The 15,573-nt window shown below is 58.3% G+C and carries 14 protein-coding genes and 1 pseudogene; 14 read left to right on the top strand and 1 reads right to left on the bottom strand.

The features are described 5' to 3' along the window. Together purH and purD are read left to right on the top strand one after the other, a co-directional pair. A pseudogene (gene purH, locus BN1189_RS02195) lies at positions 1-221 on the top strand (bifunctional phosphoribosylaminoimidazolecarboxamide formyltransferase/IMP cyclohydrolase); the annotation flags it as partial. Between the two features lie 160 nt (positions 222-381). Further along, on the top strand, positions 382-1,641 hold the full coding sequence (gene purD, locus BN1189_RS02190) for a phosphoribosylamine--glycine ligase (RefSeq protein ID WP_040225028.1): 1,260 nt from the start codon (positions 382-384) through the stop codon (positions 1,639-1,641). Between the two features lie 649 nt (positions 1,642-2,290). On the opposite strand, the gene BN1189_RS02180 is transcribed toward purD, so the two are convergent. Further along, positions 2,291-2,710: a YgaP-like transmembrane domain gene (locus tag BN1189_RS02180; RefSeq protein WP_179860882.1), complete on the bottom strand. Its 420-nt coding sequence runs from the start codon at positions 2,708-2,710 to the stop codon at positions 2,291-2,293. A gap of 103 nt (positions 2,711-2,813) precedes the next feature. Here BN1189_RS02180 and BN1189_RS02175 point away from each other — a divergent pair, with 103 nt between their 5' ends. The 12 genes from BN1189_RS02175 to BN1189_RS02120 all read left to right on the top strand — a co-directional run. Next, on the top strand, positions 2,814-4,544 hold the full coding sequence (locus BN1189_RS02175) for an adenine deaminase C-terminal domain-containing protein (protein WP_040225026.1): 1,731 nt from the start codon (positions 2,814-2,816) through the stop codon (positions 4,542-4,544). 51 nt (positions 4,545-4,595) lie between these two features. Then, entirely contained in the window at positions 4,596-5,672 is a 1,077-nt protein-coding gene (locus BN1189_RS02170; protein ID WP_040225025.1) for a DUF3048 domain-containing protein, read from the top strand. Positions 5,673-5,809: 137 nt separating this feature from the next. Next, the gene (locus BN1189_RS02165; protein ID WP_040225024.1) at positions 5,810-6,112 is read left to right on the top strand and encodes a YerC/YecD family TrpR-related protein; all 303 of its coding nucleotides are present in this window, start codon (positions 5,810-5,812) and stop codon (positions 6,110-6,112) included. A gap of 32 nt (positions 6,113-6,144) precedes the next feature. Continuing rightward, entirely contained in the window at positions 6,145-6,738 is a 594-nt protein-coding gene (locus BN1189_RS02160; protein ID WP_179860881.1) for a DUF3885 domain-containing protein, read from the top strand. A 5-nt stretch (positions 6,739-6,743) separates the two neighbouring features. Continuing rightward, positions 6,744-6,935 (top strand): hypothetical protein, encoded by a 192-nt coding sequence (locus BN1189_RS02155; RefSeq protein ID WP_040225023.1) that lies wholly within the window; start codon positions 6,744-6,746, stop codon positions 6,933-6,935. Positions 6,936-6,946: 11 nt separating this feature from the next. After that, positions 6,947-7,804: an arylamine N-acetyltransferase family protein gene (locus tag BN1189_RS02150; RefSeq protein WP_257125360.1), complete on the top strand. Its 858-nt coding sequence runs from the start codon at positions 6,947-6,949 to the stop codon at positions 7,802-7,804. A gap of 250 nt (positions 7,805-8,054) precedes the next feature. After that, positions 8,055-8,756: a heptaprenylglyceryl phosphate synthase gene (locus tag BN1189_RS02145; RefSeq protein ID WP_040225022.1), complete on the top strand. Its 702-nt coding sequence runs from the start codon at positions 8,055-8,057 to the stop codon at positions 8,754-8,756. A gap of 246 nt (positions 8,757-9,002) precedes the next feature. After that, positions 9,003-11,258 (top strand): DNA helicase PcrA, encoded by a 2,256-nt coding sequence (gene pcrA, locus BN1189_RS02140; RefSeq protein ID WP_040225021.1) that lies wholly within the window; start codon positions 9,003-9,005, stop codon positions 11,256-11,258. Positions 11,259-11,532: 274 nt separating this feature from the next. Further along, complete coding sequence (gene ligA, locus BN1189_RS02135; protein ID WP_040225020.1) at positions 11,533-13,539, top strand: NAD-dependent DNA ligase LigA; 2,007 nt, start codon at positions 11,533-11,535, stop codon at positions 13,537-13,539. Between the two features lie 15 nt (positions 13,540-13,554). Next, positions 13,555-14,667 (top strand): CamS family sex pheromone protein, encoded by a 1,113-nt coding sequence (locus tag BN1189_RS02130; RefSeq protein WP_082194101.1) that lies wholly within the window; start codon positions 13,555-13,557, stop codon positions 14,665-14,667. Positions 14,668-14,751: 84 nt separating this feature from the next. Then, entirely contained in the window at positions 14,752-15,045 is a 294-nt protein-coding gene (gatC, locus tag BN1189_RS02125; RefSeq protein ID WP_040225019.1) for an Asp-tRNA(Asn)/Glu-tRNA(Gln) amidotransferase subunit GatC, read from the top strand. Positions 15,046-15,067: 22 nt separating this feature from the next. Continuing rightward, a partial coding sequence (locus BN1189_RS02120; RefSeq protein WP_040225017.1) for an amidase occupies positions 15,068-15,573 on the top strand: 506 nt, incomplete at its 3' end.

The following is a 15,573-nucleotide window of genomic DNA, read 5'->3' as shown; positions in this document are numbered from 1 at the left end:
CGAACATCGCCCTCGAGCAGGCCGGCGACCGCGCGAACGGCGCCGCCCTCGCATCGGATGCGTTCTTCCCGATGGACGACACCGTCGAAGCCGCCGCCAAAGCCGGCATCACGGCGATCATCCAGCCCGGCGGCTCGAAAAAAGACGCAGACTCGATCAAGAAAGCCGATGAATACGGCATCGCGATGGTCTTCACCGGCATCCGCCACTTCAAGCACTGATCGGGATTTGTCGAATGTTAAGCAACGGGCGCTGAATGTTAAGCAAACGCGGTTGAATGTTAAGCAAACGGCCGTGAATGTTAAGCAAACCGCTTAGCGGTCCCACCATCACTGAAGACAACCTGCCGACACGCAGGTTGTTTTCGCAAGGAGCGACAAAATGGATGTACTCGTAATCGGAAGCGGCGGCCGGGAGCATGCGCTCGTGCGGCAGTTCGCCAAATCTCCGTCGGTCGGCAGCGTATACGTGGCGCCCGGCAACGAGGGCATGAAAAACGATGCCGAACTCGTGCCGATCGGCGTCATGGAATTCGACAAGCTCTCGGACTTCGCCAAAGACCATCAAATCGGCCTGACGTTCGTCGGCCCCGAGCAGCCGCTCGCCGGCGGCATCGTCGATCACTTCAAAGAACGGGGCCTCCGCGTGTTCGGGCCGGACAAGGCGGCCGCCCAGCTCGAAGGATCGAAGGCTTTTGCAAAAGAACTCATGAAGAAATACGACATCCCGACGGCCAAGTACGAAACGTTCACCGATGCGGGCGAAGCCAAGACATACATCCGCGAACAGGGCGCGCCGATCGTCATCAAGGCGGACGGACTCGCCGCCGGCAAGGGCGTCGTCGTCGCCATGACGCTCAATGAAGCCCTCGAAGCCGTCGACGACATGATCGGCAACCGCAAGTTCGGCGACTCGTCGTCCCGCATCGTCATCGAGGAGTTCCTCGACGGGGAAGAGTTCAGCTTCATGTCATTTGTCTACGGCGGCCGGATCTTCCCGATGCCGCTGTCGCAGGACCACAAGCGGGCATTCGACGGGGACGAAGGACCGAATACGGGCGGCATGGGCGCCTACTCGCCGGTCCCACACATCCCGGAAAAAGCGGTGAGCGCCGCATACGACCAGATCGTCGAACGCACCGTCCGGGCGATGGAAGCGGAAGGCACGCCGTTCACCGGCATCCTGTACGCCGGTCTCATCCTCACCGAAGACGGACCGAAGACGATCGAATTCAACGCGCGCTTCGGCGATCCGGAAACCCAGGTCGTCCTGCCGCAGCTCCGGTCGGACCTCGCCGAATTCCTCACCGGCCTGCTCGACGGCTGTCCGGAAGAACCGGAGTGGGAAGAAGGCGCCTGCCTCGGCGTCGTCATCGCTGCTGACGGCTACCCGGGCGACGTGCAGAAAGGCGCCCTTCTTCCGGAACTGAGCCGCCTTGAAGAAGCGGATCTCGACGTGTTCCACGCCGGCACGAAAGCCGAAGGCGACCGCTTCGCCGGCAACGGCGGCCGCGTGATCCTCATCTCCGCCACAGCAAGCTCTCTGCAGGAAGCAAGCCAAAAAGCGTACGCCGCCCTCGACTCGATGGAATGGCCGGGATTCTTCTACCGGTCCGACATCGGCCGCCGGGCAATCGACTGAAAACATGTAAAGGAGGGACGGGAGTGCGCCTTTGATCAGGCCGCATTCCCGTCTCTTTATTCTTTTTACGGGTGTAACGCCATCCAATGTCTCCCCAGGAGCGAAGCGTTGCTTTTATCAGAGTGAGCGTTATCTTTATCAGACAAAACGTTATCTTTATCCGGAGAAGCGTTGCTTTTATCGGGCCGAGCGTTATCTTTATCCGCGGAACTGACGAGATCCACAACGTTTCATCAACGTTCCGCCAAAAATCCTAAACCTGGAGTATCCATAGAGCATTCATAGCTGTTCGATAGATCCTGGGAGGGGCCGATCCCCGCTGAACACGAACTGCTCCTCCCGCCCTCATTTGTCTGAAATATTCTAACAGATCAATGAAAAGATATGTTAAAATGATGGAAAGGGAGTGGGTGCCATGATTGAACTCAGTTTCCGGAATCCGAAAGTTCGGGTGTACGTCTATACTGCGATTCCGGCAGCCCTATTGATGATCTTGCTTTACTTGCAATCAAGGCCCGGTCCGGCGTTCGCCATGATGGCCGGGTGGCAGGTGCTTTTCTTCGGATGGCTGTTCCTGGACAGACGGCGTGCCGGAGCCCATCGGAAAACGGACGGCTAGAGGCCGTCCGTTCAGGTGCGAAGCTTTGATTCAGATCGATTGCATCGGGTCTTTTTTCTTTTCTGAGGAAGAAGACGGGCTGTTTTGTCCGGAACTCTGCCCGGTTGCCCCGTCGTTGCCGCCGTGCAGAAATGCCTGGATCATTGAGCCGGAGTCGCCCGATGAGGATCCGCCGTCCGAGCTTTCGGAAACCGACACTTCCGGGAGCGCGCCGCCGCTCACTTCGGGCCGCATGAGAGATTCGGCGCCGCCGTTCATCATCTCTTTCATCGGGCAGTAGCGGGCGATGCCTTCTGCGGCCTTGCAGGCGCCGAACAGGACGAGGAGCGGACCGGCCATTTCATCGGGCTTGCGGATCATGCGAACGGTGCCCCATGCAAGCATCGCCATGCCGGATCCGAACCGCATATACGCGCTTTTCGTGCCGATGTTAATCGTCTGGTCATTCATCATCAATCAACCTTTCCGCACGCGCACAGGCAGCGCGTCTTTTTTTCGCTTTCGCGCTGTGATAAGATAAAGTCAGCAGAGAGACAGTCAGGGGGAACGAACGATGGCTCAGCCTTCATGGAAAATTCACGAGCTTCGGGAACACGCTGCAGTCCTCGACGGCAAGCAGGCCCCGAATCTCGTCATCACGAATGCAACGTACCTCCACGGGATCTACAAGACGTGGTTAAAGGGAAACATCTGGATTTCGGGCGACCGGATCATCTACGCGGGCGCCGAAATGCCGAAGAACACGGAAGGCACGGAAATCACGGATGCTTCGGGAAAAGTGATCGTGCCGGGCTATATCGAGCCGCATGTCCACCCGTTCCAGCTTTATAATCCCCTCACATTTGCGGATTATGCATCGAGAAGAGGCACGACGACGTTCATCTCGGACAACAGCGTGCTGTTTTTGTCGATGGAAAACTGGAAAGCGTTTGCAATCCTCGATCAGCTCAAGGAACGGCCGTTTTCATTTTACTGGTGGGCGCGGTTTGATTCGCAGACGCAGCTCGACCGGGAGGAAGAGTTATATACGAACCAGTCGGTCGGCGAGTGGATCGCCCGGCCGGACGTGCTCATGGGCGGAGAACTGACCGCGTGGCCGCGTCTCGTTGCGGGCGATGACCAGATGCTCCTCTGGATGCAGCAGGCGAAGGACGCCGGCATGAAAGTCGAAGGGCATTTCCCGGGCGCGTCGGAACGGACGCTCGCCCGGCTGAAGCTGCTCGGAGCCGACGGTGACCATGAGGCGATGACGGTCGATGAAGTGGAAAACCGGCTTCTCCACGGATACGCGGTGACGCTCCGCCATTCATCCATCCGCCCGGATCTGCCCGATCTCCTGAAAGGGATCCTGGAACGGAAGCTCGACGTGTTTGATCATCTCATGATGACGACGGACGGCTCGACGCCGTCGTTCCACGAGGACGGTGTGATGGACAAGTGCATCCGGGTGGCGCTTGATGCGGGTGTGAAGCCGGAAGATGCTTATGCAATGGCTTCGTACAATGTGGCAAAGTACTACGATATGGATGACCTGCATGGGCTGATCGCGACCGGCCGCTATGCGAATCTGAATTTCCTTGAAAGCCCGGACAACCCGGTGCCGACGGACGTGCTGTCCAAGGGCGTCTGGCTGCGGCGGGACGGGGAAGACGCGGAACCGTTCGAAGACGTCGACTGGTCCTGGCTCGAGCCGTTCGATCCGGCATACGAACTGGACGATTATGATTTCCAGTTCTCCTTCCCGTTCGGGATCGAGCTCGTCAATGACGTCATCACAAAGCCGTACAGCGTCGACGTCGATCCGTCAGACCAGCGGCTGCCCGCGGGACAGGATCAGAGCTTCCTGCTGCTGATCGACCGCAACGGCAAATGGCGGGTGAACACGCTCGTCAAAGGATTTGCGGATGATGTGCAGGGGTTCGCTTCGTCTTATTCAAGCACCGGCGACATCATCCTGATCGGCAAAAATGCGGCCGACATGAAGCTCGCATTCGACCGGCTCAAGGAAATCGGCGGCGGAATCGCCTTGACGGAGCACGGGGAAGTCATCTCTGAACTGCCGCTTGATATCGGCGGCGTGCTGTCGTCGCAGCCGCTTCCGGAACTGATCGAGAACGAAAAAGAGCTCAAGGCGGAGCTCCGCAAGCGCGGATACCGTCACGGCGATGCGGTGTACACGCTCCTGTTCCTCATGTCGACGCATCTGCCGTATGTCCGGATCACACAGAAAGGCATCTACGACGTCATGAACCGGAAGATCCTTTTCCCGGCACTCATGCGCTGAAGAGGCCGCCACATACATTACAGAGAGAATCATTTAGGGGGAAACCGAAAGATGAAAAGGGGTTGGATGCCGGCTTTGGCCGCCGTTCTCCTGCTGGCGGGCTGCCGCGGGGATAGCGGACCGGAGGCGGCGGCTCCCGGGGGCGATCTGCCCGAGGGGGAAGAAGAGCCGTCTTCGTCAACAGATGAAAACGGAGGACTAGAAATTGTCGAACTCGGGACCGATATGCCGTACACGGCGCCTTTCACCGGACTGGCAATGGAGGAAGAGCCGGATATGCGGCCGGTCCTCGTCACGATCAATAACCATCCGAAAGCACGCCCGCAATCCGGCCTGTCGGAAGCGGACGTCGTCTACGAAATGCTCGCTGAAGGGGACATCACCCGGCTGCTTGCGCTTTACCAGTCGGAACTCCCCGGGCAGATCGGTCCCGTCCGCAGTGCCCGTGACTACTTTGTCGATCTCGCTGCGGCACACGGAGCGCTCTACATCGCGCATGGCTACAGTCCGGAGGCGCAGTCGATGCTCGCTTCCGGCGTGGTCGACCATCTGAACGGGATGCAGTACGACGGCTCGCTGTTCAAGCGGTCCGCCGACCGGGTGGCGCCGCATAACTCGTATATTTCCGGCGAGGCCATTCTGTCGGGTGCGGAGAAGAATGGATTCCGGATGGACGAAGCGCCGGATCCGGGATGGCGGTTTGACGAGGAAGCGCCGATGACTGTGGGAACGGCGGGTTCGTTCGACGTCTCCTACGGCAGCGACAAGTCCTATCAGAGCAGTTATCTGTACGACCCGTTCAGCCGGACCTACGCCCGCTCCTCGGGCGGCGTGCAGACGAAAGATGCCGATGACTCCGAACCGGTGAGCGTATCGAACGTCCTCGTCCTCGAGATGCCGCACCGGGTGGTCGATGATCAGGGCCGCCGGTCGATCGACTTGGAGGCGGGCGGCGCCGCCTGCGTGTTCAGGGACGGACTTCTTTATGAAACCGTCTGGGAGAACCGGGGGGGCGTGCCGACCGTCATGGACGGCGGGCGTCCGTTCCCGCTCGCACTCGGAAAGACCTGGGTCCATTTTGTTCCGGAAACGCCGGGAATCGGAACGAGCATCAGTTATACGAAGTGATCCTGGAAGCTTTGCGATTCATCTCGTCCGGGCTGGCCGGAATCCATGCCGGTGACGCGGCTGCCGCGGAAAATATTCCGCAGCGGGCGGGGGGGCGTCATCATCCGATACTTATGACATCAAAGGAGGTGCCGTCCATGGCACTCGACAAACTCCGCGGACCGCAGACCGATGCGCTGTTCGAAGCCATACTGGAGCTCAAAGACCTCGACGAATGCTACCGGTTCTTCGATGACCTCGCGACCATCAGCGAGATCCAGTCGCTTTCCCAGCGGCTCAACGTCGCCCGCATGCTGAAAAAAGGCTACACCTACGAAAACATCAAAAATGAAACCGGCGCCTCCACCGCCACGATCTCCCGCGTCCGCCGCTGCTTTGACTACGGCTCCGGCGGATACAACGAGATCCTGACCCGGATGGGAGAAGGCGGAGAGGAATGAAATCCCCCGCCGCCAAAGCTTTGTCAGATGTAATGAGTGATTTCCCGGGAGTTAAACTGCTCCCGGGTTTTCATGTTCACCGGCCGGATTCAGTCCATCTCCCGCTCAATGAAGGACTGGACGCGTTCAAGGAGGACGATTCGCTGGACCCCGGCTACTTCGAGGAAGTGGCCGGGCGAGCTCTTCTTCTGCTTGAGGAGCGGACGGACCCGGACGATGGACTGCTGCTCGTCACGAACGGCTACCCGGCTCATCCAGGCGTGATCAGCAGATATCTGAAACGTCCGGAACTGAAATACCGCATGGACTCCCGGCGGGACATCTGGCAGGACGGCGATGAACGGATCCCCGTCAGCCGGCTGATCTTGCCGTGCAAGATGAAGGACATTCGCTGGCGTCCGCTCCTGCTGGCGATATCCGGGCAGGACTTCGGCCGGCACCCGCGTCTGCGCCGGACGGGAAGCCGGTATCCGCCGGATGTGTTCGTCTTAAACGAGGCGAAACGGGAAATCTTTTATATGTATGATGACCGGGGATGTGATGTATTGGAGTGGAGAGATAATGAGATACAGCAATGGAGACATGAACCGGTTATCCAGTACATGGGTAATCCTGAAGGAAGGTGAAGTATATGGATGAATTGGAGAAAGTGAAAGAAATCCGAGAAAGAATTATAGGACTGAATGAGTCGGATGCAAAGGGGCTTTTAATGCTTACTGTTGCGAATGTATTTAGAGTGGATAGTGGAAACGGAACTTTTACAAGCGGTATTTGCATAGAGGAATTAAAAAAGCTATATACTAGCATCCCAAAAGCGAAATAATAATTTTGGGGATGTATGATTTTAATTTGGAACTGGCTGCTATTCAGTTCTGCGATAGTCGCTATTATAGTGGGAGTGAGATGTTTTGCATGGATGTATATCGATATTTAAAGCGGATTGGTGTGGAAGATTCCGGAACTGCTGATATGGAGCTGCTCAGCCGGCTCCAGGAACAGCATCTGTTCCACATCCCATTTGAAAACCTCGATGTGATGCGCGGCGTTCCGATCGGACTGGAACCCGCCGTCTATTACGAGAAGATTATCGGGCGCCATCGCGGCGGTTTTTGCTATGAGCTGAACGGCCTGTTCAATTGGCTGTTAAATGAGCTTGGCTATGACCCGCGCCTGATCTCCGCGACGGTCATGCGGCCGGATGGGACCTGGGCGATGGAGCGAAGCCATGCAGCGCAGATCGTGGAGCTGGATCAGCCTTATCTGGTCGATGTCGGTTTCGGCGACTCGGCCCGCGTGCCGCTTCCGCTGACGGGTGAAGTGAAAGAGGATGTCAGCGGAACATACCGGGCTCTCGAGACAAAAGAAGGTCTTTTCGAACTGCAACGGAAAGAGGAAGGCAACTGGCGGACGCTGCTCCGGTTTGATTTGTCTGCGAAAGAACTGCCGGATTTTCAGGCGGCCTGCCGGTTCAACCAGACATCGCCCGACTCGACTTTCACTCAAAAGGAAATTGTGACGATCGCCGTGCCGGACGGGCGGATCACGCTGTCGGGTGACACGTTGACCTTCACCCGGAATGGGGAGAAGGAAAGCTCTGAGGTGAAAGCGGAGGATAAGGCGGAGGTTCTCGAGAAGTACTTTGGAATTCGCTTGGATAGTATAATAGGAAAACTGGAGTTCTCAGGTGAATAGATAGAAAGACTCTTCGAATAGATAGAATGACCCTGCGAATAGATAGAAAGCCGTCATGAATAGATAGAAAGCTTCCTCGAATAGACAGAAAGGATCGAACCTCTGCACCCGGAGTCCGGGTCGCTTCCGGTAATCCGAAGTATTCAGGAAAGCGGACGACGGGTTTCCCTCATTCCCTCCTTTTGAGCGGCCGGTGCGGCCGTTTTTTTGTTATAATGAAGGGACGCAAACAAAGACAGGTGGGTTCAAGATGAAGGAGTTTCTGGAATGGCGGCATGCGTTCAAGCTGGACCCCGCCAAAGAGATTGATGATCAGTCGCTGGAGCGGGTGTGCGAGTCGGGGACGGACGGGATCATCGTCGGGGGAACCGACGGGATCACGCTCGACAATGTCCTTTCGATCCTCATGCGCATCCGGCGCTATTCTGTGCCCGTCATGCTTGAAGTGTCCGATCCGGATGCCATCACGCCGGGCTTTGACGGCTTTCTCATTCCGTCGGTGCTGAATACGGAGGACGCCCGGTGGATCAAGGGGCACCAGCACGCGGCGATCCGGGAGTTCGGCGAGCTCATGGACTTCGAGGAAGTCATCCCGGAAGGCTATGTCATCCTCAACCCGGACTGTAAGGCGGCAAAGCTCACCGGGGCGGACGCCGGGATCGACCGGGAAGATATCCTCGCCTACGCACGGATGGCGGAGCATTTCTTCCGCCTGCCCGTCCTGTACATTGAGTACAGCGGTACATACGGCGACCCGGAGACTGTCCGGCAGGCCGCAAATGTCCTGGACCGGACCCGTCTCGTCTATGGCGGCGGCATCCGGGGTCCCGAACAGGCCGCCGAAATGGCGCAATACGCCGACCTCATCGTCGTCGGCAACGTCATCTACGACAACCTCACCGCCGCCCTCAAAACCGTGCGTGCGGTGAAAGAAACCGATAAAATGACCTGACTTGAATGATTACGGTCTGACCTGATTGATATAGGGTGAATGATTCATTTAGACAAGTTGATCGGAGTGAAGGGCGTCGCGAAGTAAGGCGTCTGCGCTTAAAAGCGAAGCGTTGAGCAGCACAGACCCCGCAGACGCGCAAGCGTCGAGGAGGCTAAAGCAACGCCCGCGGAAAGCAAGCGCCCGGAACGCAGATCAACACGCTCTCCATTACCATTCACCCAGCCACGAACGAAAGGAGCCAACATGGAAAAACTATCGAATAACCTTCTCAGCGGCATGAACCCGGAACAGGCGAAAGCCGTCCGGACGACGGAGGGCCCGCTCCTCATCATGGCAGGCGCCGGATCCGGCAAGACCCGCGTCCTGACGCACCGGATCGCCTACCTCATCGTCGAAAAGCAAGTGTACCCGTCGAAGATCCTGGCGATTACCTTCACGAACAAAGCCGCACGCGAAATGCGCGACCGGATCGACGGACTGCTCGGGCCGGGCACGGGCGAGCGGATGTGGGTGTCCACATTCCACTCGATGTGCGTCCGGATCCTGCGGCGTGAAATCGACCGGATCGGCTACTCGAAGACGTTCTCCATCCTCGACGGGTCCGACCAGCTGACCGTCGTCAAGAACGTCCTGAAAGAACAGAACATCGACCCGAAACAATACGACCCGCGGGCGCTCCTCAACACGATTTCGAACGCGAAAAACGAATGCATCGACGCGAAGACATTCGCCGAGCAGGTGAATCCGTTCAATCCGTTCGAAAAGATCGTGGCGGACGTGTACCAGGGATATGAAAAGCGCCTCCGGAAAAACCAGTCTCTCGACTTTGACGATCTCATCATGGTGACGCTCAAGCTGTTCGAGCAGGTCCCGGAAGTGCTTGAATTCTACCAGAACAAGTTCCAGTACATCCACGTCGACGAGTATCAGGATACGAACAACGCCCAGTACCGGCTCGTCAACATGCTCGCCGGCAAATTCGGCAACCTGTGCGTCGTCGGCGATTCCGACCAGTCGATCTACAGGTGGCGGGGCGCCGACATCCAGAACATCCTGTCGTTCGAGAAGGACTACCCGGCCGCGGAAGTGATCCTGCTTGAGCAGAACTACCGCTCGACGAAGAAGATCCTGAAAGCGGCAAACGATGTCATCAAGAACAATGCGAGCCGCTACGAAAAGAACCTCCGCACCGACAACAGCGAAGGTGAGCATATCTACATCTACAAGGCGACGGATGAAAAGGACGAGTCGCAGTTTGTCGTCTCGAAGATCCTTGAACTGCAGCGGACGGAAAACCGCAAGCTGTCCGACTTCGCCATCCTGTACCGGACGAACGCCCAGTCCCGGATGATGGAGGAATACCTCGTCAAGTCGAACCTCGAGTATACGATCGTCGGCGGCACGAAGTTCTATGACCGGAAAGAGATCAAGGACCTCCTGGCCTACCTCCGGCTCATTTCAAACAACGACGACGACCTGTCGCTCGCGCGGATCATCAATGAGCCGAAGCGCAGCATCGGCGCGACGACATTCGAGAGGATGGCGGAATATGCGATCATCAACGACCTCTCGATCTTCGAAGCGCTGAAGGAAATCGACTTCATCCAGGGGCTCACGCCTCGCGCGATCAAGCAGGCATCCGAATTCCGCGATCTCATCGCCGGGTTTACGCAGATGCAGGAGTACCTGAGCGTTACCGAACTGGTCGGGGAAGTGCTCGACAAATCCGGCTACCGCGACATGCTGAGAAACGAAAAATCGATTGAATCGGAAAGCCGCCTCGAGAACATCGAGGAATTCCTGTCCGTCACGGAAGCGTTCGAAAAGCGGGCGGAAGAGGAGGAGGGGGACAAGTCCCTCGTCGCATTCCTCACCGACCTGGCGCTCATCGCGGACATCGACTCGCTCGACAAGGAAGAGAAGGCCTCCGCGGAACAGGTCGTCCTCATGACGATGCACTCGGCGAAAGGCCTCGAATTTCCGGTCGTCTTCATCATTGGGATGGAAGAGAACGTCTTCCCGCACTCCCGGTCGATCGGCGACGAGGAAGAGATGGAAGAAGAACGCCGGCTCGCCTACGTCGGCATCACCCGTGCCGAAGAAAAGCTCTATCTGTCGAGCGCACAGTATCGCACGCTGTACGGACGGACAAACTATAACAGCCCGTCCCGGTTCATTTCCGAGATTTCCTCGGAAGTGACGGAATCCATTTCCGCCGGCGGGTCTGCAGCAGACTCCGGCCGCACCCCGATCTCGGGCGGCGGATTCAACAGCCGACGCCCGGTGCGTCAGGCAGTCCGGCGTCCGGCCCAGCAAACGACCGGCGGCGAATCGGTCGGCTGGAAAGCGGGCGACAAAGCCAAACACAAGAAATGGGGCGAAGGCATGGTCGTCAGCGTCCGGGGAGAAGGAGAAGACAAAGAACTCGACATCGCCTTCCCGGAACCCGTCGGCATCAAACGCCTCCTCGCCAAATTCGCCCCGATCGAAAAAGCCTGACCAATCATTGTATTGGCTTTCAGTGGTGACCCGTTGCTAAATTAACTTAGGACTGATTGCAGTGAAGGGCACGAGACACCTGCGGGAACAGCACGAGCCGAAAACCCCGGATGCCGCTCAACGCTTCGCTTTTGAGCGCAGACGCCAACCTTCGTATTGGCGCCGATTGAGGCCGTGCCCGCGGTAAGCGAGTGCCCGGAACGAAAATCAGCACGCTTTCATATGCAACGCTGTAAACTGACCGCGAATAGCGACCGATCCGGAGGGAATCCGAATGGAAGATAAACTAGCGCTCGAACAGCGCGTCAAGGACCTGCACAAGCTGCTGAACGACTATGGGCATGCCTACTACGTGCTCGACAGGCCGCTCGTGCCGGACTCGGAATACGACGCGCGCATGAAAGAACTGATCGCCATCGAGGAAGAACATCCCGACCTCATCATGCCCGACTCCCCGACGCAGCGGGTCGGCGGTGAGGTGCTGCCCGGCTTCAGCAAAGTCGTCCACGACACACCGATGCTCAGCCTCTCGAACGTCTTCAACGAAGAAGACATCCGGGAATTCGACCGCCGCGTGCGCGCGGACGTCGGAAACGTCACGTACGTCTGCGAGCTGAAGATCGACGGGCTGGCGATTTCATTGAAATATGAACAGGGCCTGTTCGCCCAGGGATCGACGCGGGGCGACGGGACGGTCGGGGAAGACATCACGATGAACCTCCGGACGATCCGGGCGATTCCGCTGAAGCTATCGGAACCGGTCGATATCGAGGCGCGCGGCGAAGCCTATATGCCGAAAAAGAGCTTCATGAAGCTCAATGAAAGCCGCGAAGAAGACGGGCTCGACGTGTTCGCCAACCCTCGGAACGCGGCGGCGGGCTCGCTCCGCCAGCTCGACCCGAAAATCGCGGCGAGCCGCAACCTGTCCGTATTCATGTACGGCATGGGCGGGAACGGCGCCGACTACGGGCTCGATACGCATTCCGGTTCGCTTGAATACCTGGCGTCTCTCGGCTTCCGGACGAACCCGGAGACCCGGCGCTGCAAAGACGTGGAAGAAGTGCTGGCGTTCGTCGAGTCGTGGCAGGACCGCCGTCCGGACCTTCCGTACGAAATCGATGGCATCGTCATCAAAGTCGATTCGTTCCATCATCAGGAAGAGCTCGGCTTCACCGCGAAGAGCCCGCGCTGGGCGACCGCCTACAAGTTCCCGGCCGAAGAAGTCAAAACGAAGCTCCTCACGATCGAGCTCACGGTCGGCCGGACGGGCGTCGTGACGCCGACCGCCATCCTGGAGCCGGTCCGTGTCGCCGGAACGACCGTTTCGCGGGCCTCCCTCCACAACGGGGACCTCATCCGCGAGAAGGATATCCGGATCGGTGACGAAGTCATCATCCGCAAAGCGGGGGACATCATCCCTGAGATCGTCATGTCCCTCGCCGATCAGCGAAGCGGTGACGAGGAGCCGTTCGAGATGCCGGCGCATTGTCCGGCGTGCGACTCCGAACTCGTTCATCTCGAAGAGGAAGTCGCCCTGCGCTGCGTCAATCCGCAGTGCCCGGCACAGCTTCAGGAAGCGGTCATCCACTTCGTCTCCCGCAACGCGATGAACATCGAGGGGATCGGAGAGAAAGTCGTCGGCCAGCTGTTCGCAGAAGGGCTGATCAAGGATGCCGCAGATTTGTACACGCTCACGGAAGAGCAGCTCGCGGGCCTTGACCGGATGGGCGAGAAGTCGGCATCGAACCTGATTGCGGCGATCCGGCAGTCCAAGAGCAATTCCCTCGAAAAGCTGCTGTTCGGTCTCGGCATCCGACACGTCGGACAGAAGGCCGCGCAGATCCTCGCCATGGAATTCGGCACGCTTGATGCACTCCGCGCGGCGACGGAAGAACAGCTCACCGCCATCCATGAGATCGGGGAGAAGGTCGCAGACTCGGTCGTGACGTATTTCGGCAACGAAGACGTGGAACGGGTGCTTGGAAAATTGGAGGCGGCCGGCGTCAATACGGTCTATACCGGACCGCGCAAGCAGGACATCCCGGAAGACGGTCCGCTTGCGGGCAAGACGGTCGTCCTCACCGGGAAGCTCTCGCACTTCACGCGAAATGATGCGAAAGCGGCACTCGAGGCGCTCGGAGCCTCGGTGACCGGCAGCGTCAGCAAAAAGACAGACCTCGTCGTCGCAGGCGAGGAAGCGGGGTCCAAGCTCGAGAAGGCGGAAAGCCTCGGCATCGAAATCTGGGACGAAGCCGCGCTTCTGGATGCAATCAGTGAATAAAGGGGTTCTACTTCGTTGAAAATCAAGATCATCACAGCGGCGGCGCTAGCCGCCCTGCTGCTGTCCGGCTGCCTGCCGGCGAAAGAAGAGCCGGAAGTCGTCAATGACGAGCAACAGGAGACGGAGCAGCGGGTCATCATCCCGAACATGCAGCTCAGCGACGAGTATTACCGGACGCTTCTTCCGTACAAGAAAAGCGCAGCACGGGGCCTCGTCGTCAATAAGCTGAATTCCAAATACAACGTCGTCGAGGCGGAAGGCGGCCTCATGCGGCTGTCCCACAGGAAATTCCCGACGGACGACCATTTCTTCCAGGAAGGGCAATATCTCGATGAAAAGACGGTCCGTGCGTGGCTCGGCCACAAATCCGAGGACAACCCGGACGGACTCAATCCGCCCGCGGCCGGCACTCCGGAAGAAACCCGCCGGGACGTCCCCGTCTATGTCGCCCATGTCATCGAGCAGAACTATCTGAAGCGTTCTTCGGAGGACAAGATCCGTCTCGAGGGCGTCTCGATCGGCATCGCGCTGAACTCGGTGAACACGACGGAAGGCGGCGGGGAGATCCCGCAACAGAAAATCGAGGAGGAAGGCAAGAAAGCCGCGGCCGAGATCGTCAAGCGCATGCGCAAAATCGAAGGGCTGTCGCAAGTGCCGATCCTCGTCGGCCTCTACAAGCAAAGCCCGAAAAACAGCATCTCCCCAGGCTCCTACTTTGCGGTTTCCACAGCCGAGAAAGGGAAGGATGTCCTGTCCGGCTGGGACGCGGTCGATGAGGAGTACGTCATTTTCCCGACTTCCTCAAATGCGGACAAGTACCGGGATGTCGACACAAACTTCCGGAACTTCAAGCAGGATGTCGACAAGTATTTCACGAACTTCGTGAATGTGATCGGAACCGGGTTTTACCAGAACGGCACGATCGCCTCGATGAAGATCGACGTGCCGATCGAATTTTACGGAGAGGCGGAAGTGATCGGGTTCACCCAGTACCTCGCCGGGCTCATCAAAGACCATTTCCCGGCGATGCGCGTGGAAGTGAGCGTCACATCCGTCAACGGCCCGGTCTCCCTCATTGTCAAAGAACCGGGGAAAGACGAACCGTACACCCATATATACGGAAACTGAAACAGCGTACCGGATCGCCTGCGTCCGTGATATGATGGACGGGGCAAACAACAGACAGACATTTGCGTGAATGGAGGAGACGACATGGCAGCAGAAATCACGAAAAACCAGGTCAAGCACGTGGCCAACCTGGCGCGGCTCGCGATCACCGACGAAGAGGCGGCATACTACGCGGACAAGCTCGGCGGTATCATCGAATTCGCCGAGCAGCTGAACGAAGTCGACACATCCGGCGTCGAACCGACGACCCATCCGGTGCCGCTCATCAACGTCCTGCGCGAGGACAAGCCGGTCCCGGGACTCGACCGCGACCTGATGATGAAAAACGTACCCGAACATGAAGACGGCATGGTCAAGGTGCCGTCGATCCTGGACTGACGGACTGGAGGAGGAAGAACAGATGACCCTATTCGATAAATCCGCGAAGGAACTCCAATCGCTGATACATAAAAAGGAACTGTCCGCTGCGGAATTGACGGCTGAATCGTACCGCCGCATCAAAGCGGTCGACGGCGACGTGAAGGCTTTCCTCGCACTTGATGAAGAGCGTGCGACCGCACGCGCGGAAGAACTCGACCGCACGCCGATGGAAGCCCGCGGCCCGCTTCACGGACTCCCGGTCGGCGTGAAGGACAACATCGTGACGGAAGGCCTTGAAACGACATGCGCCAGCCGCATGCTCGGCGGGTTTGACCCGATCTACAACGCCACCGCGGCGACGAAGCTCGACCAGGCCGGCCTCATCACCGTCGGAAAAGTGAACATGGACGAGTTCGCCATGGGCGGCTCGACCGAGAATTCATTTTATAAAAAAACGGCCAACCCGTGGAACCTCGAGTACGTCCCTGGCGGCTCGTCCGGCGGCTCCGCCGCCGCGGTCGCCGCAGGCGAAGTGCCGTTCACGCT

This window comes from Bhargavaea cecembensis (assembly GCF_000826125.2).
Lineage (GTDB): Bacteria > Bacillota > Bacilli > Bacillales_A > Planococcaceae > Bhargavaea > Bhargavaea cecembensis_B.
This window is presented reverse-complemented; position numbering and strand designations above follow the sequence as displayed.